Source organism: Metasolibacillus fluoroglycofenilyticus (assembly GCF_003049645.1).
GTDB lineage: Bacteria > Bacillota > Bacilli > Bacillales_A > Planococcaceae > Metasolibacillus > Metasolibacillus fluoroglycofenilyticus.
In genome coordinates, this window is sequence record NZ_PYWK01000001.1 from 272,858 (window position 1) to 293,751 (window position 20,894).

The 20,894-nt window shown below is 39.9% G+C and carries 23 protein-coding genes, 1 riboswitch and 1 other annotated feature; of the genes, 9 read left to right on the top strand and 14 right to left on the bottom strand.

Annotated features, from left to right (window positions below; genetic code table 11):
• Nucleotides 1-62: 62 nt before the first annotated feature.
• The 7 genes from trpA to C9J36_RS01250 form a co-directional block, all read right to left on the bottom strand.
• Entirely contained in the window at nt 63-842 is a 780-nt protein-coding gene (trpA, locus tag C9J36_RS01220; RefSeq protein ID WP_107941991.1) for a tryptophan synthase subunit alpha, read from the bottom strand.
• Entirely contained in the window at nt 839-2,026 is a 1,188-nt protein-coding gene (trpB, locus tag C9J36_RS01225) for a tryptophan synthase subunit beta (RefSeq protein ID WP_107941992.1), read from the bottom strand. The genes trpA and trpB overlap by 4 nt, the downstream gene beginning before the upstream one ends.
• Entirely contained in the window at nt 2,023-2,637 is a 615-nt protein-coding gene (locus tag C9J36_RS01230; RefSeq protein WP_107941993.1) for a phosphoribosylanthranilate isomerase, read from the bottom strand. Before C9J36_RS01230 ends, trpB begins: the two co-directional genes overlap by 4 nt.
• Nucleotides 2,634-3,422 carry an indole-3-glycerol phosphate synthase TrpC gene (gene trpC, locus C9J36_RS01235; protein WP_107941994.1) on the bottom strand — a complete coding sequence of 263 codons (789 nt, stop codon included), beginning with the start codon at nt 3,420-3,422 and terminating at the stop codon, nt 2,634-2,636. The genes C9J36_RS01230 and trpC overlap by 4 nt, the downstream gene beginning before the upstream one ends.
• Entirely contained in the window at nt 3,419-4,447 is a 1,029-nt protein-coding gene (gene trpD, locus C9J36_RS01240; protein WP_107941995.1) for an anthranilate phosphoribosyltransferase, read from the bottom strand. The genes trpC and trpD overlap by 4 nt, the downstream gene beginning before the upstream one ends.
• A gap of 5 nt (nt 4,448-4,452) precedes the next feature.
• Nucleotides 4,453-5,235, bottom strand: coding sequence for a metal ABC transporter ATP-binding protein (locus tag C9J36_RS01245; protein ID WP_107941996.1), 783 nt, complete (start codon nt 5,233-5,235; stop codon nt 4,453-4,455).
• Between the two features lie 56 nt (nt 5,236-5,291).
• Nucleotides 5,292-5,504, bottom strand: a binding site (T-box leader).
• Nucleotides 5,505-5,800: 296 nt separating this feature from the next.
• Nucleotides 5,801-6,286 carry a QueT transporter family protein gene (locus C9J36_RS01250; RefSeq protein WP_107941997.1) on the bottom strand — a complete coding sequence of 162 codons (486 nt, stop codon included), beginning with the start codon at nt 6,284-6,286 and terminating at the stop codon, nt 5,801-5,803.
• Nucleotides 6,287-6,292: 6 nt separating this feature from the next.
• Nucleotides 6,293-6,337: riboswitch (PreQ1 riboswitch) on the bottom strand.
• Between the two features lie 431 nt (nt 6,338-6,768).
• Between C9J36_RS01250 and C9J36_RS01255 the strand changes: the two genes are divergently transcribed.
• The 4 genes from C9J36_RS01255 (at nt 6,769) to C9J36_RS01270 (ending at nt 10,675) form a co-directional block, all read left to right on the top strand.
• On the top strand, nt 6,769-7,770 hold the full coding sequence (locus C9J36_RS01255) for an ABC transporter substrate-binding protein (protein ID WP_107941998.1): 1,002 nt from the start codon (nt 6,769-6,771) through the stop codon (nt 7,768-7,770).
• Nucleotides 7,771-7,792: 22 nt separating this feature from the next.
• A complete protein-coding gene (locus C9J36_RS01260) occupies nt 7,793-8,812 on the top strand; it encodes an ABC transporter permease (protein ID WP_107941999.1) in 1,020 nt (339 codons plus the stop codon).
• Nucleotides 8,805-9,599 carry an ABC transporter ATP-binding protein gene (locus C9J36_RS01265; RefSeq protein ID WP_107942000.1) on the top strand — a complete coding sequence of 265 codons (795 nt, stop codon included), beginning with the start codon at nt 8,805-8,807 and terminating at the stop codon, nt 9,597-9,599. The genes C9J36_RS01260 and C9J36_RS01265 overlap by 8 nt, the downstream gene beginning before the upstream one ends.
• 128 nt (nt 9,600-9,727) lie before the next feature.
• Nucleotides 9,728-10,675: a nuclease-related domain-containing protein gene (locus C9J36_RS01270; RefSeq protein ID WP_235616041.1), complete on the top strand. Its 948-nt coding sequence runs from the start codon at nt 9,728-9,730 to the stop codon at nt 10,673-10,675.
• 117 nt (nt 10,676-10,792) lie between these two features.
• On the opposite strand, the gene ilvA is transcribed toward C9J36_RS01270, so the two are convergent.
• The 5 genes from ilvA to thiD all read right to left on the bottom strand — a co-directional run bounded on the left by ilvA (nt 10,793) and on the right by thiD (nt 16,009).
• Nucleotides 10,793-12,058: a threonine ammonia-lyase IlvA gene (gene ilvA, locus C9J36_RS01275; RefSeq protein ID WP_066168092.1), complete on the bottom strand. Its 1,266-nt coding sequence runs from the start codon at nt 12,056-12,058 to the stop codon at nt 10,793-10,795.
• A gap of 265 nt (nt 12,059-12,323) precedes the next feature.
• Nucleotides 12,324-13,676 (bottom strand): YjiH family protein, encoded by a 1,353-nt coding sequence (locus C9J36_RS01280; protein WP_107942002.1) that lies wholly within the window; start codon nt 13,674-13,676, stop codon nt 12,324-12,326.
• A gap of 191 nt (nt 13,677-13,867) precedes the next feature.
• Nucleotides 13,868-14,578 carry a bacillithiol biosynthesis deacetylase BshB2 gene (gene bshB2 / locus C9J36_RS01285; RefSeq protein ID WP_066168100.1) on the bottom strand — a complete coding sequence of 237 codons (711 nt, stop codon included), beginning with the start codon at nt 14,576-14,578 and terminating at the stop codon, nt 13,868-13,870.
• A gap of 12 nt (nt 14,579-14,590) precedes the next feature.
• A complete protein-coding gene (locus tag C9J36_RS01290) occupies nt 14,591-14,941 on the bottom strand; it encodes a YojF family protein (protein ID WP_066168103.1) in 351 nt (116 codons plus the stop codon).
• 237 nt (nt 14,942-15,178) lie between these two features.
• On the bottom strand, nt 15,179-16,009 hold the full coding sequence (thiD, locus tag C9J36_RS01295; protein WP_107942003.1) for a bifunctional hydroxymethylpyrimidine kinase/phosphomethylpyrimidine kinase: 831 nt from the start codon (nt 16,007-16,009) through the stop codon (nt 15,179-15,181).
• Nucleotides 16,010-16,148: 139 nt separating this feature from the next.
• On the opposite strand from thiD, the gene C9J36_RS01300 reads away from it, so the two are divergent.
• The 5 genes from C9J36_RS01300 (at nt 16,149) to C9J36_RS01320 (ending at nt 19,610) form a co-directional block, all read left to right on the top strand.
• On the top strand, nt 16,149-16,826 hold the full coding sequence (locus C9J36_RS01300; RefSeq protein ID WP_107942004.1) for a uracil-DNA glycosylase: 678 nt from the start codon (nt 16,149-16,151) through the stop codon (nt 16,824-16,826).
• Nucleotides 16,827-16,844: 18 nt separating this feature from the next.
• Nucleotides 16,845-17,018 (top strand): uracil-DNA glycosylase, encoded by a 174-nt coding sequence (locus tag C9J36_RS17450; protein WP_066168112.1) that lies wholly within the window; start codon nt 16,845-16,847, stop codon nt 17,016-17,018.
• A complete protein-coding gene (locus tag C9J36_RS01310) occupies nt 17,015-17,260 on the top strand; it encodes a YwdI family protein (protein ID WP_107942005.1) in 246 nt (81 codons plus the stop codon). The genes C9J36_RS17450 and C9J36_RS01310 overlap by 4 nt, the downstream gene beginning before the upstream one ends.
• A gap of 25 nt (nt 17,261-17,285) precedes the next feature.
• On the top strand, nt 17,286-17,663 hold the full coding sequence (locus C9J36_RS01315; protein WP_066168119.1) for a DUF423 domain-containing protein: 378 nt from the start codon (nt 17,286-17,288) through the stop codon (nt 17,661-17,663).
• Nucleotides 17,664-17,924: 261 nt separating this feature from the next.
• The gene (locus tag C9J36_RS01320; protein ID WP_107942006.1) at nt 17,925-19,610 is read left to right on the top strand and encodes a methyl-accepting chemotaxis protein; all 1,686 of its coding nucleotides are present in this window, start codon (nt 17,925-17,927) and stop codon (nt 19,608-19,610) included.
• A gap of 342 nt (nt 19,611-19,952) precedes the next feature.
• Here the strand turns inward: C9J36_RS01320 and gerQ are convergent, their stop codons facing one another.
• Complete coding sequence (gene gerQ, locus C9J36_RS01325) at nt 19,953-20,228, bottom strand: spore coat protein GerQ (RefSeq protein WP_066168444.1); 276 nt, start codon at nt 20,226-20,228, stop codon at nt 19,953-19,955.
• 41 nt (nt 20,229-20,269) lie between these two features.
• Nucleotides 20,270-20,638: a cell wall hydrolase gene (locus C9J36_RS01330; RefSeq protein WP_153061585.1), complete on the bottom strand. Its 369-nt coding sequence runs from the start codon at nt 20,636-20,638 to the stop codon at nt 20,270-20,272.
• Nucleotides 20,639-20,894 lie beyond the last annotated feature (256 nt).

The window sequence follows — 20,894 nt, forward strand, 5'->3', positions numbered from 1 at the left end:
ATTCTTAGTAAAAATCAAGAGGCAACAATTTTTTTCATTGCGTTGCTAATACAAAACTGCATTCAATGGCTTTCTTTTTTTTCCTTAGAGGCGTTAACTAATGCTTCTACCGTCTGCCAATCTCCATTTGCTAATGCGTCGACAATTTTACTGCCAACGATGACACCGTCGCTAAAGCGAGCGAATTTTTTTACTTGCTCAGGTGTGGAAATACCGAAGCCCGCTAGGACAGGTAAGGAGCTGACTGCTTTCAATTTGGCGAAATGCTCTTCTAGCTCGTTTGCAAAATCACTACGTGCACCCGTAATGCCGTTAACTGTAACCGCATAAATAAAGCCTTCACTTGCTGTAGCGAGTTGTGCGATACGCTTAGTAGGGCTTGTTAAGGAGACAAGCTGCACGAGTGCGATTTGTTCCTTTTGTAATGCGCTATAAATAATTGCGCGTTCCTCTAAAGGCATATCAGGAATGATGACACCGTGAATGCCAGCTTGCTTTGCATCATATGCGAATTTTTCTGCCCCATAGGCTAAAACAGGGTTCAAATAGGTCATTGCAACGAGAGGTACAGTGATTTCATTTGCAAAGCTTGCCAATGTCGCTAAGACAGATTTTAATGTTGTACCATTTTGTAATGCGCGTTGTCCTGCTAGCTCAATGGTTGGTCCATCTGCGACAGGGTCTGTAAAGGGAATGCCGACTTCAATCGCTGTTACGCCTATTCGCTGTAAGCGTAAAATAGTTGATTTTAATGTCGCTAAGCCACCGTCGCCTGCCATAATATAAGGAACGAAGGCGCGGTCACCACGTGCTAAAACCTGTTCAATTGCTTGTTGAATCATGCCTCTTTACCTCCAATCGCATCAATTAATGTATGGACATCTTTATCGCCACGACCTGATAAACAAACGACAATGATTTCATCAGCCGATTTCGACCTAGCAAGCTGAGCCGCATAATAAATGGCATGGGCACTTTCTAATGCAGGTAAAATTCCCTCTGTTTCAGCGAGCAATTTAACACCCTCCAAAGCTTCTACATCTGTCACACTTTCGTAAAGAGCACGTCCGATATCGTTTAAATAGCAATGCTCAGGTCCAACTCCTGGGTAATCAAGCCCTGCTGAAATCGAATGTGCCTCCTGTATAAAGCCGTTGTCATCCTGCAATAAATACATATAAGCACCGTGTAGTATACCTTTTTGCGCACCGTAAATCGCTGCCGCATGCTTGTCTGTAGTAAGTCCAGCACCCGCCGCCTCAACACCAATTAACTGTACATTTTGGTCTTCAACAAATGGATAAAACATACCAATGGCATTACTACCACCACCGATACAAGCGATGACCGTGTCTGGCAGCCGACCTTCCTGCTCGATGATTTGTGTGCGTGTTTCATCACCAATAACGCGCTGGAAATCACGTACAATCGTTGGAAAAGGATGTGGACCAAGCGCAGAGCCTAAAATATAATGTGTATCCTCCACATTCGTTACCCAGTGACGTAAAGCCTCATTCACTGCGTCCTTTAAAGTAGCCGAGCCTTTATCGACAGCAACGACCTTTGCACCAAGCAGCTCCATACGGAAAACATTCAATGCTTGACGTTTTACATCCTCTGCCCCCATATAAACGATGCATTCTAAATCAAGCAAAGCACATGCAGTAGCTGTTGCCACACCGTGCTGACCTGCACCTGTTTCAGCAACAACTTTCTTTTTGCCCATACGCTTTGCAAGGAGTGCCTGTCCAATCGCATTATTTATTTTATGTGCGCCTGTATGGTTTAAATCTTCGCGCTTTAAATAAATTTTTGCACCGCCACATTTAGCCGTTAAGCGCTCCGCAAAATAGAGAGGCGTTTCGCGCCCTACATATTGCTGCAAATAATAATGAAATAGTGCTAAAAATTCAGGGTCATTTTTGGTCTTTTCATAAGCCCGTTCTAGCTCAAGAAGAGGCGTCATTAATGTTTCGGGGACGAATTGCCCACCGTATTCACCGAAACGTCCTTTTACAGTTGTCATTGTATTGCTCCTTTCGCATTGCGAATAAATGTCTGGATTAAGGTAGCATCTTTTATACCGTTCTTTTCAACACCGCTTGACACATCCACCGCCGCTGGATGAATTAATTGAATCGCATCGGCAACATTGCTGGGCGTTAAGCCACCAGCGACGATTACTTTTTCCTGTGCTATATTGGCTTTCTTTAATAAAGACCAATCGAATGTATGTCCGCTACCCCCACGAAAATCTGTGCCGGGTGCATCGAATAAATAGTATTCAACAGCAAAGGTGGCAGCCTTTTTAATATCATCAGCATTGCGCACGGAAAAAGCTTTCAATGCAGGCAAGCCGACCTGCTGAATAAAATCATTCGTTTCATCGCCGTGATACTGGATATAATCAAGTGAAACAGCTTTTGCAATGGTTTGAATAACGTCTGCCTCCTCATTAACGAAGACACCAACCTTTTTGATATGTGCAGGTATATGTTTAGCGAGCAGTGCTGCTTCCTCTATCGAAACACGGCGTTTGCTAGGTGCGAAGACGAAGCCGACAAAATCCGCCCCAGCCTTCACTGCTGCTTCGACATGCTCAGCCGTCCTTAAGCCACAAATTTTGACCATTGTCATTCTATTTCACCAGCCTTTGCTAATGGAATTTGCAATGCCTGTAAATCAGTAGCTACGTTATTGCTACGCATGAGCGATTCGCCAACAAGCACACCACAAGCCCCAGCCGCCGCTACAAATTCTACATCCTCTGGTCCCCAAATACCGCTTTCGCTAATAAAGGCGATATCGTCATTTGTTAAATGCTGTGCTACCTCTGCGGTTTGTGCCAAATCAACCTCAAATGTTTTTAAATTACGGTTATTCACACCGATTATTTTTGGATTTATTTGCAATGCGCGTTGTAGCTCATCTATGTCATGCACCTCTACTAAAACATCGAGCTGTAAAGCTGTTGCATAGGCATGTAGAGAGGCAAGCTCCTCATCTGTTAAAGCAGCGACAATGAGCAAAATTACTGATGCACCAGCAGCCTTTGCATAATCGATTTGCACTGGATCAATAATAAAATCCTTGCATAGTACAGGAATATGAACAGCCTGTGCCACCGCATGTAAGTCAGCAAAAGAGCCTTTGAAAAATTTCCCTTCAGTTAAAACTGAAATACAAATAGCGCCTGCCTGTTCATAAATTTTTGCTTGCTCTACTGGTTCAACATTTGTTGCAATATCGCCCTTTGAGGGGGAGGCGCGCTTCATCTCTGCAATAATCTGAACAGTTGTAGCTTGACGCAGCCGCTCGTAAAGAGAGGGGCGTTTTACCGTTTCAGTAAAATTAGGTTTTACAGTGCGTAAATTAGCTAGTTCGGTTTTTTTATGCTCAATAATTTGAGTTAAAATCGTCATTGGATTTCCTCCTTTTGCTGCGAATAGGCAATAACCGCCTGTAATTTTTCGAGAGCACGCCCTGAAAAAATGCTATCCTTGGCGATTTCGATTCCCTCTTTAATTGTTTGTGCGGAGCCGTATGCAAAGAAACCAATTCCTGCATTGAGCAGCACTGTATCTAAATAAGCGCCCTGCTGTCCATTTAATAAATCAAGCATAATTTTTGCATTTTCCTGTGCATTCCCCCCGCGAACTGCTGACAATGGTGCAGCGCGTAAGCCGACATCCTCAGCACGTAGCTTGAACGGGATAATGTCGCCAAGGTCAAGTAATGCAAGTGTGTTTTCTCCCTCTAACGATGCCTCATCCATGCCTCTCGTGCCAGATACGACAATTGCCCGTTTGCGACCAAGCATATCTAATACTTGCGCATAATCTGTCGTAAAATGCGGGCGATTAATTCCGACAAATTGTGTTTTTAATGGGACAGGATTCGTCAAAGGTCCAACTAAATTGAAAATAGTCGGTTTGCCGATAGCCTGACGTATTGCGCCGATACGCTTTAATTTAGGATGCATATTAGGTGCGTGTAAAAAAGCGATACCATGCTGTGCAAGCAACTCAGTTGTTTCCTCTACGGAAGGAAGCAGCCGAATTTGCAGCGCCTCCAATACGTCAGAGCTACCAGCAGCACTTGATATTTTACGATTGCCATGCTTTGCCACAAGCAGACCGCCACCAGCGAGAACGAATGCTGTTGTTGTACTAATATTAAAGCTTTGCAAGCCATCGCCACCTGTACCGCAATTATCGATATAAATGCCCTCAGGCACATTAATTTTTACCGCATTATCGCGCATAATCATTGCTAGACCTGCAACCTCTTGTGCTGTTTCTCCTTTGACACTAAGGTTTATTAAAAAATCAGCAATATCCTCTGCTGCTGTTGCCTCGGAAAAAATGAACGTTGCTGCGTCCTTCATTTCATCAATCGTTAAATTTTCATTTTTTTTAACTTTCGCTATATATTGTTGTAATACCATTTGATTCACCCCTCCGTTGTAAAATCAATTTGCCCATTAAAGCCGATATAGCCTAACATAGATGGAATGTTTTTGGCTGCTTCAGCTAATGCATCAATCGAGTGAGCAGAAGGAGGGAGTTGCCCATCTTCAGCCCATCCAATCACTTCAGGAATCTTCGTTGTGACAGTACTATTTTTCACGTTAATGACGCTATTTGTCGATGAACCAATCAAGATGTCATTGGAAAACTCTACATAATATAAATAAGCTGCTCTTTGCTCTACGCGAAATGTACGGTAGTCAGCAAAAGCTTCATTTATACTGTGCATGTTGTTGCCATTCGTTAATTGCTCAATTAGTAGGTCTAAATTTGGGGCTTGCTGCTCGATTTCGATATTTGTATGAACAATCGCCAGCTCGTCTGTCATATGGTCAAAAATAATGACGGTATCATACACTTGAAACAGTACCTCATTGTCGTGAATATAACCGATAGCACCTCCCATGAAAGGGTATTCTGTATGCTGAGAAATGCGCGGCATCATTTGCTTGAGTGATTGAATTAAGTCGCCATAATACGTATAGGTTTGATTTGTTAAATGATTGATTTCCTGTAAAATGTCACCGCTACCGCTATATGTTTTGCGTGGGTTTGCACCAATAAAGGAATAGCGTCCAGCCGTTTCGTGCTTCATGGCACTTTCTAATAAAAACTTTTGTGTACCTTGCAACCGATTAAAAATAATAATAGGGGTTAGACAATCGCCATTTATTTTTCGAATCGTTGTCCGTGAAAATTTTTGCATATTTTTTCCTCCTTCTAAAATAAAAAAAGTCCTCTACAAAAAGGAATTTCCTTTTTGTAGAGGACGATAAATACCGCGTTGCCACCTCAGCTTGAAGCATATTTGCTTCCACTCAATCCCCTTATAACGTAGGGGAATTCCGTCCGTCGACAAGCTAATGCCAACAGCTCTCCTAAGGCCCATTCACAATTGTTTATGGTACATTTTCACCAGCCATGCACTCTCTCAAACATAAAACAATTGCTACTATTCTTAGTCATCAATTTTTCTCAGCTCAAACTAAACTCTACTCATCTCGTCTTATGGTGGTCGCGCTCCCGCAACCTGCTACCATGCCCGAACAAAGATGTAGTGCCATTGTAAAAGGTATGTGTAAAAAAGTCAATCAATTCTGATAAATTAGGCGGAAAAATTGCAGTTGAAAAGCATTTTCAAAGAAGGCAGTAATGGCTGCTGCAGAGGTAAAGACTTTTTTATATAAAAGCGAAGGCTGTCCGAAAAGATAAAATCTTTTCGGACAGCCTTTCCTGACACAGCCTTAGAGCGCCACGCACGCGCAACAGCTTTATATTAGTTTCTTAAAATCAAGTCGCTTGTTCAATAAATACATAATTGGGGCGCTAATCGCTAACACAGTGAATTCACCAACTGCAACGACAAGCCAAGTTTCCCAAAATGGTAGCTCTAATACTAAATTTAATTGGAACGCAATAATAAACATCGTAAACGTAAATAGAAACGTATTGATGATTAAGCGAGCCCAAATATTTTTGACATATTTACAAATAAAAATAAAGATGCCCAGCGTTACAACAGTATGTCCTACGCCAAAAATTAAATCAATTGGTCCAACTGAAGAAAATAAAAAGTTGGAAATAAGTACGCCAAGTACGACACCAACCATGTAACGAGGGTTAAATGCCACTAAATGGTTAAACATTTCAGCAATGCGGAACTGCACTTGCCCAAAGCTAATAGGAGCAACGAGCATTGTCACTGCGATATACAGTGCTGCAATAATGGCACTCGCTGCTAAAAACTTTACCTTCATATCGAATTCCTCCTAGTTTTTTTGCGTGGGATGGTTGCGAACCACGGTGTATAAACACAAATAGATATTATAACTAAAATTTTGTACTAGAGCAATAGAGAACATAAAATAATTAGTCATCTTAATTCAGTGAATGTTTTCTAGAAGGAGTGAAACTTTACTTTACGAAAAGCGGGAGTTGAGTGGCATAAAGACTTAATAACATCACGAATTTTTAAAAGACTACTAACTCGTTGTAAGCTATAAAAATAGGGTTAGAGTTAGCTGGTGCACAATTAATTAAAAAAGACACAAAAAGTTCACAATTTATAAAATGCTTTAGTTTAGTGGTTTAAAGCGCCAAATTGTAAGAATATTTATGTATTTCGTCATCGGAACATTTTTAATATTATTGACTACGTAAAAGGTCACGTGTAATATTACGATAATTATCACTTTATTCAAATGAAGTGAGGCAAGAATTATGGGGGGATTCATTTACTATGAGAAACAAACTAGCATTTTTACTTGTAGCAGTACTTTTGCTTCTAGCAGCATGTGGTACTGGCTCAGATAATCAGTCATCTACTAATACAGAGACAAACAATAATAATGCTTCAGATGAGGCAAAAACTTATAAAATTGGGGTGACACAAATTGTTGAGCACCCTTCATTAGATGCAGCATATAAAGGCTTCCAGGCGGCATTTGCGGATGCGGGTATTGAAGCAGAATTTATTTACAACACGGCAAATGGTGATAATAATGCGAATATGTCGATTGCACAAAAGCTAGTAGGAGATCAAGTAGATTTAATTTTTGCAAACTCTACACCATCTGCTCAAGCGGCAAAAAGTGCAACATCTGATATTCCGATTGTTTTCACATCTGTAACCGATGCAATGGATGCACAATTAATAGATTCAATGGAAGCACCGGGTGGCAATGTAACAGGAACGATTGACTTACATCCAGATACTATCGCCAACACGATAGCCTTTATGAAAAACGAGCTGGGTGCAACAAAAGTCGGCACAGTTTATAATTCAGGTGAGCAAAACTCGGTTGCACAAATTGCGCAAGTGAAGCAAGCATTAACAGATGCGGGTTTAGAATTAGTTGAAGCATCAGTAGCAACATCTGCTGAGGTAAAGCAAGCAACAGAGTCATTAGTAGGAAAAGTAGACGCACTCTATATCGTAACAGATAATACAGTCGTTTCCGCATTAGAATCGGTAATCGATGTAGCAAAAGCAAACAATCTCCCAACGATGGTAGGGGAGCTAGATTCAGTTGCACGCGGTGGCTTAGGTGCATATGGCTTTGAATATTACGATATCGGCTATGAAGCAGGACAGATGGCAATCAAAATTTTACAAGAGGGTAAATCGCCAAGCGAAGTACCTGCAGCATATCCTGCGAATTTAAAACTAGTAATCAATAAAGATACAGCAGATTCATTAGGCATTGAAGTGAAAGATGCGTGGAATGCTGAAGTAAAATAATTTTTTTGGGAGATGATTCAATATGTTTACAGCATTATTTGGCTCAGTGGAGCAAGGAATCATCTATGCAATTATGGCACTCGGAGTGTATTTAACATTCCGAGTGTTAGACTTTCCAGATTTAACGGTTGATGGAAGCTTTGTGACAGGAGCAGCGACAGCAGCGATGATGATTGTGCTCGGCTATCATCCAATTATCGCTACATTAGTGGCAATTGTGGCTGGATTTATTGCAGGATGTATGACGGGCTTACTACACACAAAAGGAAAAATAAATCCACTGCTTTCTGGGATTTTAATGATGATCGCATTATGGTCAATTAATTTGCGAATAATGGGGTTAACTGCTGAAAACTCAATCGGACGTTCGAATATCCCTTTATTAAATGAGGGTACAATTTTTACACAGTTTTATGATTTTTGGCGTAATTTGGGTATTGATGATGCACTCAATAATATTTTGAAGAGCATGGGCATTACTCCAGTACCTTCAACATGGGGTACGTTGCTTGTCGTGATTATTATTACGGTTATTATTAAATTTATTGTGGATTGGTTCTTAAAAACAGAGGTAGGACTTGCGATTCGTGCGACAGGTGACAACAAGCGAATGATTCGTAGTTTTTCGGCTAATACAGATAAATTAATTATTTTAGGGCTAGGCATTTCGAATGCACTTGTCGCATTTTCTGGTGCTTTAATTGCGCAATATGCAAAATATGCTGATATTGGGCTTGGCATAGGGATGATTGTTATTGGCCTTGCATCGGTTATTATTGGCGAAGCGATTTTCGGCACAAAAACAATTTTCCGCACGACTTTAGCAGTTGTTGTTGGGGCAATTATTTATCGTATTATTTATGCGATTGCATTGCGTATCGATTGGCTCGATACAGGCGATATGAAGCTTATTACAGCAGTAATTGTTATTTTAGCGCTTGTTATTCCGCAAATAGTAAATAAGCGTAAACAGCAAAAAAATAAGACAAAGCGTTTAGCAGAGCGACAATTAGCCAAGCAGGGAGGTAAACCACTTGCTTAAATTAGAACAGATTAATAAAATTTTTAATGAAGGCACACCAGATGAAAAGGTAGCATTAAATGATATTAATTTATCCCTAGCTCCTGGTGATTTTGTCACAATAATTGGCAGTAATGGTGCTGGAAAATCCACAATGATGAATATGATTTCTGGTGCGTTAACACCTGATTATGGCACTGTCTCAATTGAGGATACAGATGTTACACGCTTACCAGAATATAAGCGTTCACAATATCTTGGACGTGTGTTCCAAGACCCGATGGCAGGAACTGCACCCTCTATGACGATTGAAGAGAACTTAGCCATTGCCTATTCACGCCATGCGAAACGTACTTTACGTCGTGGTGTTGACCGCGAGCGTCGAGACTTTTTCCGCACATCGCTTGAGAGGCTACACTTAAATTTAGAAAATCGCCTTAACGCAAAAGTCGGCTTATTGTCGGGCGGAGAGCGTCAAGCCTTATCGTTATTAATGGCAACATTCACAAAGCCCGCAATCCTTTTATTAGACGAGCATACCGCAGCGTTAGACCCTTCACGCGCGGAGCTTATTACCCGTTTAACAAAGGAGCTAGTAGAGGTGGATAATTTAACAACATTAATGGTCACACATAATATGCAACAAGCTTTAGATTTAGGAAATCGCTTAATTATGATGGACAAAGGGCAAATCATTTTACAAGTAGATGAGCAATCAAAACAAGGCTTAACAATTCCAGACCTAATGGCAGAATTCGAGCGCATCCGCGGTGAAAAAATGAATTCCGACCGTGCGCTGTTAGGCTAATGATGGAAAAGCGCAGGAAAATAATGATTCCCTGCGCTTTTTAACCTCCAATATTTTTAAAATAAAAAGAAATTTCCTGGGGAATATTATATAATATTGTCTAAAAAGGAGGGATGCTAGTGATTGTAATGGCAAGGAATATGCCAGATTATCTGCTTTATTTAGAAACCTTGCTTCAAAGAAATAGTCAGGATACAAGCTTGTATGAATTGTACCAAAGAACGAAGGTCGGCTACTTGGGGGAAAGTAGAGTAGACCGAGAATGGGCGGATATTTTTTTAGAGCAGAAGCATTATCTTTTTCATGATTATCAAATAACGAACCTAGCAAATTTCACACATCAGATTGACACCATTTTTATTTGCCAATCCTTTGTGCTGCTTCTTGAAGTAAAGCATATCATGGGGCGGTTGGATTTTGAATCACGAACACATCAATTTATCCGCACTAAAAGTGATGGCACCCAGGACGTTTATCGCAATCCAATCGACCAAATTGAACGCCATCGACTTTTCATCGAAATACTTCTTCGTAAATGGGGGATTGGACTACCTGTAATACCCGCAATTATCATGACAAGCGCCTCATCTCATATCGGTATGACACCACCGCAATATTTAATTTTCCACGTGACAGGCTTACGCACAAAACTTCAGCAACTTTTCAAAAAGTATTCCCCAACGATAACGAGTGAACAACTAACGAGTTTAAAAGAATTATTGCTTGCAAGCTATGAAAGAAAACCATTTAGCAGGCCAGCTATTCCGCCTGAAACAGTACTAGGTGCAATATGTCCGCATTGCCAACCTACTGTCCGTTTACAGCATTGGCGCGGCAAAAGCTTTCAATGCCCTTACTGTACTAAACGTTTTGATGATGCGATTTTAACAGGGTTGCATGATTATAAAATATTATTTGGCGAAAGGCTGACAAATCGCACATTTCGGGAGTTTTTTGGTATTGCTGATGTGAAGGTGGCTGGCAATTTATTAGCTCAGCTTAATTTAGAGGGAATTGGAGAAAGAAAAAAGAGGGAATATATTATACCTGAAAGTGTAACATGGAATAAAGTCTAAAAAACATGGAATAAACCTCGAAAAACATGGAATAAACTCCAGAAAACATGGAATAAATCTCGAAAAACATGGAATAAATCAAAAAATCCCCCGTACAGCAAGGGGATTTTCTTGTTCCTACACTAACAACGCAAACAATGTGCTATCTTTATTTACTTCTTTATATTCGAAGCCGTTTTCCCGCATTCGTTCTAGCAAGCCTTGATAATCGTCACGCTGTGTGACCTCGATGCCTACGAGCGCGGGGCCGCTTTCTTTGTTGTTTTTCTTGGTGTACTCAAATGTTGTAATATCGTCATTTGGACCGAGTACGGATGTTAAGAATTGGCGCAGTGCACCTGAGCGCTGAGGGAAGCTGACGATAAAGTAGTAAAGTAAGCCCTCGTAAATAAGTGAACGCTCTTTAATTTCCTGCATGCGTCCGATATCGTTATTGCCGCCGCTAATAATGATGACAACCGATTTTCCTTTGATGTCCTCCGCGTAAAAATCTAGTGCTGCAACAGAAAGGGCGCCAGCCGGCTCAGCAACAATAGCGTGTTTATTATATAAATCTAAAATGGTTGTACATACTTTACCTTCTGGCACAAGAACGATATCGTCTAAATATTTGCGGCATGTATTATATGTTTCTGTGCCTACGCATTGGACGGCAGCACCATCGACGAATTTGTCGATTGTCTCGAGCGCAGTAGGGGCATCATTAGCAAACGCCGCCTTCATACTGCTAGCACCAGCTGGCTCAGCGCCGATAATTTTGCTAGAAGGAGAAAGGTTTTTCACATATGTTGAAACACCAGCCATCAGACCACCACCGCCAATGCTACCAAAAATATAATCGATTGGCTCTTCAATATCATTCATAATCTCGACAGCGACTGTACCTTGTCCAGCAATTACATCGAAATCATCAAAAGGATGGATGAAGATTTTCTCGTGCTCCTCGCAATAGGCTAAAGCACTTTTTGCTGAGTCGTCAAATGTATCACCAGCAAGCACAATTTCTGCATAGTTACGACCAAACATACGAACTTGGTCAATTTTTTGCTTTGGTGTTGTTTTTGGCATGAAAATAGTTGCTTGTATTTGTAAATGAGCGCACGCATAGGCAACACCTTGTGCATGATTGCCTGCACTTGCGCAAACAACCCCAACCTCACGCGCCTGAGCTTCAATTTGCTTTATTTTATAGTATGCTCCTCGTAATTTGAACGAACGAACATGCTGTAAATCTTCACGCTTTAAATAAATATTTGCCCCATATTTCTCCGATAAATAGTCATTTTTTTGAAGCGGGGTATGTGCAACGACATCCTTTAAAAAATGATGGGCAATTAAAATATTTTCAACAGCGACCGCTTTTGATTGTGCAACTTCTTCCATATATAGTAACCTCCATAATTGTTTACACCTCAGCTTATTGTTTATCTGAGGCTTTATCTAAATCCAGATAAAATATTCATTAATTCTAACATAAAATAATGACGAAATGTTGAAAATATTTAGTAAATTAAAGTGTTTACAAAATGTTCACAATGAAAGCGCATACGTTTCAAAAAAATAGAAAAAGACCGTCTGAAAAGTTATTTTGAGACGGTCCTTTGAGATGAGGGGAGTACGAAATGAAGCTGGATACCCCTTTTTTAATTTAGAAAATCCAGTGTGCAATTACCGCAACAATTGGAATTGAAATGATTGTACGAATTAAGAAAATAATAAATAAATCCCAAAGCTTTAATGGTAATCTTGTTCCTAAAATTAACCCACCTACCTCAGATAAGTAAATTAATTGAGTGACAGAAACGGTTGCAATGAAGAAACGAGTCATATCAGATTCGATGCCTGAGCCTAGCACAGCTGGTAATAGCATATCAGCAAAGCCAACAATCATTGTTTGTGCTGCTTCGCCAGCTTCAGGAATTTGTAAAAGTGCCAAAATCGGTTCGAATGGCATACCTAAAATACGGAAAAAGCTTGTAAACTCAGCTAATACTAAAGCGATTGTAGCGAATGCCATAATAATTGGTGTAATAGCCAACCACATCTCTAAGACGTTTTTAGAGCCAGATGCGAAAATTTTACCAAGATTTTTATTTTCCTCAGCTTTTTCTAATGCATTTTTCAAACCGTATGAAAAGACGTTAAAGCCTTCCTCCACTTTTTCACGTTCTCCTACAGGTGTTTTACCATTATAAAACTTGTCAGGCTTTTTACTTAATGGATAAATGCGTGGCATAATAACCGCTAAAACAATTGTAGCGAAAATGACTGTGCCGTAAAATTGCAGGAAGTATTGTTCAATGCGAATTGTTTCCACAACTACTAAACAGAAGGTAATAGATACAACTGAAAATGTTGTAGCAATGGTTGCTGCTTCACGTGCAGTATAATTGTTTTCCTCATATTGACGATTCGTTAGTAAAACGCCAATTGTGCCATCACCAACGAAGGAAGCAAGGCAGTCAATAGCAGCACGTCCTGGAATTTTAAATAATGGGCGCATCACTTTGACCATCATCGAGCCAAAGAAATCAAGTAAGCCGAAATCTGTTAATAGCGGTAGTAATAAACCTGCAAAGAAAAATAGGACAAACATGTATGTCACAAGACCACCAGCAGGGTCAAGTAAAATACCTGCTGTATCGTCGCTATTAACTTGTTCAGGTCCAAAATCGAATAAATACATTGCTGCAAACACAACGGCTAGTACACGTACAATTGTCCAAAACCAATTAACACGGAATAGTGAATCAAGTAGTGTATGTGGGCCATTTTTTTTAGGAAAGGCTTTAATAATGAGTGCCCCTGCTGCTGCAATAATAAAGACTGCAAGTGCGAACCAATGAATAAACGGCTCTACAATGCTAGCAAGATAGTTAGCAAGTACAGCTATAGGCACTTTAATACCGCTCTCTGTACCTACAGGAACGATAAATAAAAAAACACCTAAGCTAGATAATGCAATGAACAGAAACCAAATATAAAACGAATGCTTTTTCATAAACTTAATTAAACTCCTTTTTTAATACCTGTATAATTATAAGTACATTAAACGAAAAAATCTACTCCTATTTTAACTTTATACTAAAATAATTTATAAAAATACATTTAAGAGGTCTTAAAATTAAAATAGCTGCTAGGAACAATTTTCCTAACAGCTATAAATTCAAAATGACTTTTCTAATATAACTCTTAATAAGCTACTCGTTGAATTGGTGTATTAAGCTCATCTGATTGTTGAACGACATAAAATTTCTCTATATTTAACCAGCTTTCACTCATTGGCTGCCCTTCATCTATACGTTTCGCTGTTTCTGCCATCATCCAAGCAGTTTGTGATGCATGTGCTTGCAATGCCTTCACTTTATAGTCTTTAACATTCTCGATATTCACTGTAATATGTGGCTCACCAAGCTCTTCTAAAGTATTGTTCGCAAAGGCGCAGCCAAGTAGACGGGGACGTGTCGCCTTATCGATGCGACGTACAGCCTCTTTTACAGCTCGTGCTGTGGCTTCGTGATCAGGATGTACAGCATAGCGAGGATAGAATGAATAAATAACAGATGGGTTTAATTCTTCAATTAGTGATGTGACAAGCTGTACCATCTTTTCATCATCTTCAAATTCAAGTGTTTTATCGCGTAAGCCCATCATGCGTAAATCGGGAATAGCCATTGCCTCACATGCAGCAATTAGCTCTTGACGGCGAATATCAGGTAAAGATTCTCGCGTTGCAAATGGTGGATTGCCTAAATTACGTCCCATTTCGCCAAGCGTTAGGCAGGCATACGTAACAGGTACACCCATTTGATGATAGAGTCTCGCGACACCTGCGACAGAAAAGGCCTCATCGTCAGGATGAGGGAAAATAATTAATACATGGCGCTCTGAAGGTAATGTCATTTCTTTCACTCCTTAATAAGAAAATGGTGTTTCACTAATTTGCAAGGCAATGGCTAATTTACCTGTATAATCTAAACCAGCCATTAGTAAGCGTCCATGCTCATCTAGCTCATAGTGTGTAATTCCTTGTGCATATACCCAGCCATGCTCCATTTTTAAGCCAACACGATGCGGTGTGTCGCTGACAATTTTGCCAAGCTCGTAACGAATTTTCGCATTGCGAATAAAAGCACCAGCATTAAAAACATTAGCGTCAAAATGGCTTGCATAAGCCCCATTTGTCGTTTCTAAATGAATATAAACATCTTTATTAGCAAAAGAGTTAAGCAATTCCTGAAGTGTTTCGATATGTACCTCTTTCATTTATCGGAACTCCTTTCTAAACTATCTAAATGATAGTATAGTAGAATTTTTTTCAGAATGAAAAGAAGATGTCTCACAAATAGCGATTATTTAAAATAAAAATGAATTGGGAGGCAAGTTATAACCATTGGGAAAGACAATAATCAACGCAAAAATAGTCTAAAGAAGTGATTCATCCAATTCAATCTTCTTGGCAAAAAAGGAACTAGTTGTCGCAAACAACTAGCTCCTCTTACTTTAAATCGTCGTAACAGTAACTTCCGGTGCACCGAAGCGTGATTTTGCGCCGTGCATTACAGGACCAACATATTCATTTAATGCCCAGCCATGTGCGATAGCAGCTGAAACAAATTCTTTTGCTTCGATAACAGCCTCCTCTACAGAAAGTCCATTCGCTAAGTTTGCACAGACGCTTGCAGCGAATGTACAGCCTGCCCCGTGATTATAAGTAGATGCTACTTTTTCAGAGGCTAGCAGCTTGTATAAAGTGCCGTCATAGAATAAATCAACAGCTTTATCTGAAGCTAATGCTTTACCCCCTTTAATAACAACATTTTTAGCGCCAAGTGCATGAATTTTTGCTGCGGCTGTTTTCATTTCCTCGATTGTTTTTGGTGTGCCTGTACCAGCAAGCTGCCCCGCTTCAAAAAGATTTGGCGTTATAACGGTTGCGTATGGAAGTAAGTAGTCAATCATGGCTGTTGTGTTGCCAGGGTTTAATACCTCATCTTCGCCTTTGCATACCATAACAGGGTCGATGACAACGATGTCTGTGCCAGCCTTTTGAATGGCTTTGCTTGCTATTTTAATAATTTCCTCAGTTGAAAGCATTCCTGTTTTAATGGCATCTACTTTTGTTGATAACGCTGTATCGATTTGTTGTTGTAATAGCTCTGTTGGCAATGGCGTCACTTGATGATGCCAACCATTTGGATCCATCGTTACGATAACCGTTAAAGCGACCATCCCATATGTGCCGTGCTCCTGAAATGCTTTTAAATCCGCCTGCATACCAGCACCGGCAGAAGTATCAGAGCCAGCAATTGTTAATGTCTTTTTTAATGTCATAATTAAGTACTCCTTCTAAAATTATTTACATACAACTATACATTTATTCTGACTTTATAAAAATAGTCAGAAATAGTTTTTTCTTTGGTGTCAGTTGCTAAAGAATATTGTAGTATACTATTAAATAGAGGTGAGTTTGATGGCAAAGCAAGCATTTAACAACGATTGGCAGCAAGTAATCGGTGATGAATTAGATAAGCCATATTTTAATGAGCTGCGTTCATTTATTGCAAAAGAATATAGTACAGGGATAGTTTATCCTAAGCAGGAGGATGTGATGAATGCCTTCCATGCAACGAGCTATCAAGATGTGAAGGTAGTCATTTTAGGGCAAGATCCATATCATGGACCTAATCAAGCGCATGGCATGAGCTTCTCGGTTCAGCCGGGTATTCCACAGCCACCAAGCCTTCGCAATATGTTACAAGAGCTACAGGACGATTTAGGTTATCAAATGCCGAATCATGGGTACTTAATGAAGTGGGCACAGCAAGGTGTACTATTGCTAAACACAGTGTTAACTGTGCGTGCTGGACAAGCCCATTCGCATAAAGATAAAGGCTGGGAGCAGTTTACAGATGCAGTTATTCAAAAGCTAGCAGAGCGTGGAGAGCCAATTATTTTTATTTTATGGGGAAGACCTGCACAAGCAAAAACATCTATTATTAAGCGTAGTAAAACACCGCATATTATATTACAGGCCCCGCATCCAAGCCCATTGAGTGCATATCGAGGTTTTTTTGGCAGCAAGCCCTATTCTAAAGTGAATGCACAGCTTATTGCATGGGGTAAAGAGCCAATTGATTGGAGCTTATAAGCATAAAGGAGGGAAATCATGACAGTGAACTGTTTTAAATGTCGCTATTTTCGTGTCACATGGGAGCCTGCAAATCCCAGAGCTTGTACGGCATATGGCTTTAAAACAAAACAAATTCCTTCAGCTGTTGTGAGGCGATCTTCTGGAATGGACTGTTTAAAATATACACCGAAGCAGGAGGACAAGCGATGATATCATATGATGTGTTATTGAAGCAATTAGAGCAACATGTCATGCAAGCAAAAAATGCAGCAACTGAACAGGAAATGCGCGAGCAATTAACAGCGGTACGCGCGCTATGTGAAGTCGTATTGACTTCAGATGGCAAGCCACAAATGCCAGCACAAATAGCAATGGGGACAGCACAATTGCCTACGCAGTCAACTCCATTGCGTGAAAACGATGCAAATGGTCATTCTATTTTTGATTTTTAGTAATTTACGAGAGGATGTTATTTGAATGAAAGGTTCTATTATTTCAGGTGCAATTCATGGCTTTTTAGCTGTTGCACTCGGTGCGTTTGGAGCGCATGCCTTAGAAGATATACTAGACGATTATAGCACTGGCATTTGGGATACAGCAGTGCAATACCAAATGTTCCACGCTGGAGCATTGATTCTCATTGGCATTTTAATGAGCGCTAAAATATTCGGTGAAATAAAGCAATTAAAAATTGCAATGATTTGCTTGAATTTAGGCATTGTCTTCTTCTCAGGCAGTTTATTCATTTTAGCATTAACAGGCATCGGTGTTTTAGGTGCGGTTACACCAATTGGTGGCGTCTTATTTTTAACGTCATGGGTGCTAATTATTGTCGCAACATTAAAAAAAGCGTAATGTAAAAAGCTGTTCAAAAAGATTTCATTTTTGAACGGCTTTTTCGATTTACAATCTATTAAAATTTTCGGAAAAAGATGTTATATTCAAAAAAGAGGAATTGCAAATATATTTTTTCTTTAAAAGTAGTGAAAATAAATACTACTTTATTTTTTTAAGTAAGTAATGTAATTTAAAGGAAAATAAATTGATTTTAAGATTTTTTTGCAATGAAAAAGATTTTCTAAAACGTGCAGTTAAAATTTAATGGAGGAATTAATTATGAGCATAGGAAAAAAGTTAAATTTAGTATTTCTACTTATTATCGTATTGTTAATAGCTTCTACTGGTCTTGGTTATTTGAATTTAGTAAATATTGAAAAGAAGGTAGACGAAGCGTTAGATGTACGGGTTGCAACGGTGCGTTCAATTGACCAAATTAAGCTTGCTGGTGCATCTCAGGGCTTGTTTGCACGAGCACTTGTAATTGAGTATACACAAGCAAATGATGATAATTTTGTGCGTTTTAATACATTGCTGAATGAAGAAATGGAGCGTTTAGAGGGACTGATTATTAGCGAGCAAATGCGCGACTATTATACAGATTTAGTAGCATCCGTAGATTCGTTTAATGGCGTAGCAGAGCAGTATTTAGCGGCTATTCGTAAGGGAGATAAAAACCTTGCAATCGGTTTAGTTATTAACGATTTGCAGCAAACTAATAAAGACATTACTGCATTTTCTGATAGCATATTGACTTATCAGGAAGAGGAGCTAAAAAAAGCTGTTGATGCATCGGATGTAGCAATGAATATGTCAAAAATAATATCGATTATTGTGTTAGTCGTTATTATTATTGTGAGCATTATTGCAATTCTTTACATTCGTCGAGCGATTACATTACCTTTAGTTCGTATTACGAAATCAACGAATGTTGTCGCATCGGGTGATTTGACAGAGCCTGATTTACAGATGCAGACAAAGGATGAAATTGGTCAGCTAGCTAACGCATTTAATACGATGAAAAATAGTTTGAAAAGCTTACTTGGCAATGTTCAATCAAATACAGACCAATTAAGTGCAGCGGCAGAGGAGTTATCAGCAAGCACCGAGCAAATAACAGCTACTTCGGCTGATGTAACACGTCGTGTATCGAGTACATCAGAGAGTGCGCAAGGCGCTGCAAATGCAGCAAATGAAAGTGCGCGTGCAATGGATGAAACAGCGGTTGGTGTACAACGAATTGCTGAATTTGCGCAAGACTTGCATTCAAGCTCAGAAAATGCTCGCATAACAGCTACTAACGGCGGCTCTATTATTCAGCATGCGAAGGAGCAAATTGAAACGATTAATCATTCGACAATTCAAGTAAATGAGCTAGTCCAAAAATTAGCACAGCAAACAGAAGAAATTAGCGATATGACAAAGGTGATTACGGATATTACAGAGCAAACGAATTTATTGGCACTCAATGCGGCAATTGAAGCTGCGCGTGCGGGTGAACATGGAAAGGGCTTTGCTGTTGTTGCTGATGAAGTACGTAAGCTTGCTGAGCAATCGAAAAATTCGGCGAATAAAATTGTCGTATTAACAGCAGAAATTCAAACGGATACAGCAAGTGTAGAAGGGGCTGTTAACGAATCCTTACTATCCGTAAAGGATGGTGTGCGCATTGTCGGGGAAGCGGGGGAGGCATTCCAAGCAATCGGCTCAGCAATTATGGAAATGACAACACAAATCGAGGAAATTTCAGCAACATCTCAGCAACTCTCAGCAAGCGCGGAGCAAGTATCGGCATCCGTTAACAGTATCGCAAATGGTGCAACAGAATCTGCTACTGACATTGAAATGGTTGCGGCGGCAATGCAGCAACAATCTGCGACAATGGAGCAAGTAAGCGATGTTGCTATTAGCTTGAGTGAAAATGCTCAGGAGCTGCAACTAGAAATACAAAAGTTCCGTTTATAACGAAGCACTTGCAATCAATTACGCTTCGCCGTAGTTGCGTCGGGATTTTGAATTGCGCTTGCACAATTCAAAGTCCTTGACATCTGCCGCAGGCTTTAGGACAATACGATGTTCTTAGACTGAATTCCTCTTTAACAGCGGGTATTACAGGATGTGACCGTTTTAGGTCAACTTTCACCAATTAGCTCGAAAAAATCTGGACTACAGCTCGCAGAGGCATAATTAATTCTTAGCTGAAGGCTGCTAAAAGCAGTGTTTATTACATGTCCAAAGAAAGTTTTCATGGAACATGAATAAAACGTCTGAAATGCAGTGTTAATCGCTGCATTTCAGATGCTTTTCCTACGGTGTTTGCGAAAAATAAGCTAGTTCCTCATCGAATTCTGCATAATCAAAATAAATCATCGGAAAGAGGAAGCGGTGGTCCGTTTTCAAATCCCGTATAATGGCATGATCGCGTCCGGCTGCCTCCACAACCCCACGAACTGCTTTTGTATTTTGTCCATTTACAGCGTTATCGAATGAAAAATAGAACACACCTGGCTTCCCTCGATTCAATCTTAAAATGTTTTCAATATAAGATTCCTCTCGTCTAGGTGATGATGGCATTTGTTGCATTGGCGGTGTCCAGTAATAAGTCAAAAGAACATCCTTTCATTTTAAATAGTTTGACATTCACTTTCGGTTGGTGAGAAAAAGCAATGTGATTTAAAGCGACCTGAATTCCACTGACCATACCATTGGGCAGGGCAATCGCCACTTGGCATGAAAAACCATAGTGAACGCGTAGCAGGGTGGAATCTTTCCCCTCGAATCACACGTTCAGCGAGGCGAATATCCTGTTGTCTTGCTCGTTGATAAAAGTAACCTTTCGTCGTTGCCTCAAAGCCTCCGGGACTTTGAAAAACCATATCCTCTATCGTTCGGATATCAGGAAAATCTAGGCAATCAGCTCTCACACGATTAACACCGACATTGCCAACCATCAACATCCCTAATTCTCCGTCTCCCTCAGCCTCAGCCCGCATTAGACGAGCAAGTAAGGCTGTTTGTGCCGTAGTTGTTGGAACGACAGCGATACAATAAACCCCCTTTTGACACTAATGTATGCATCAACTAGTAAAAAATATGTAGAATCGCCTGTATTGCTAAGTAGAAAAGTGCATATGCTGAGGGGCGTCCGAAAAGCAATGCTTTTCAAACGTTTAATTTGATTCAGCAATTTCTTTTTGTATATACACTAAATTTAAAATGAATAAGTAAAAGGGATATTTTCATTGCTTC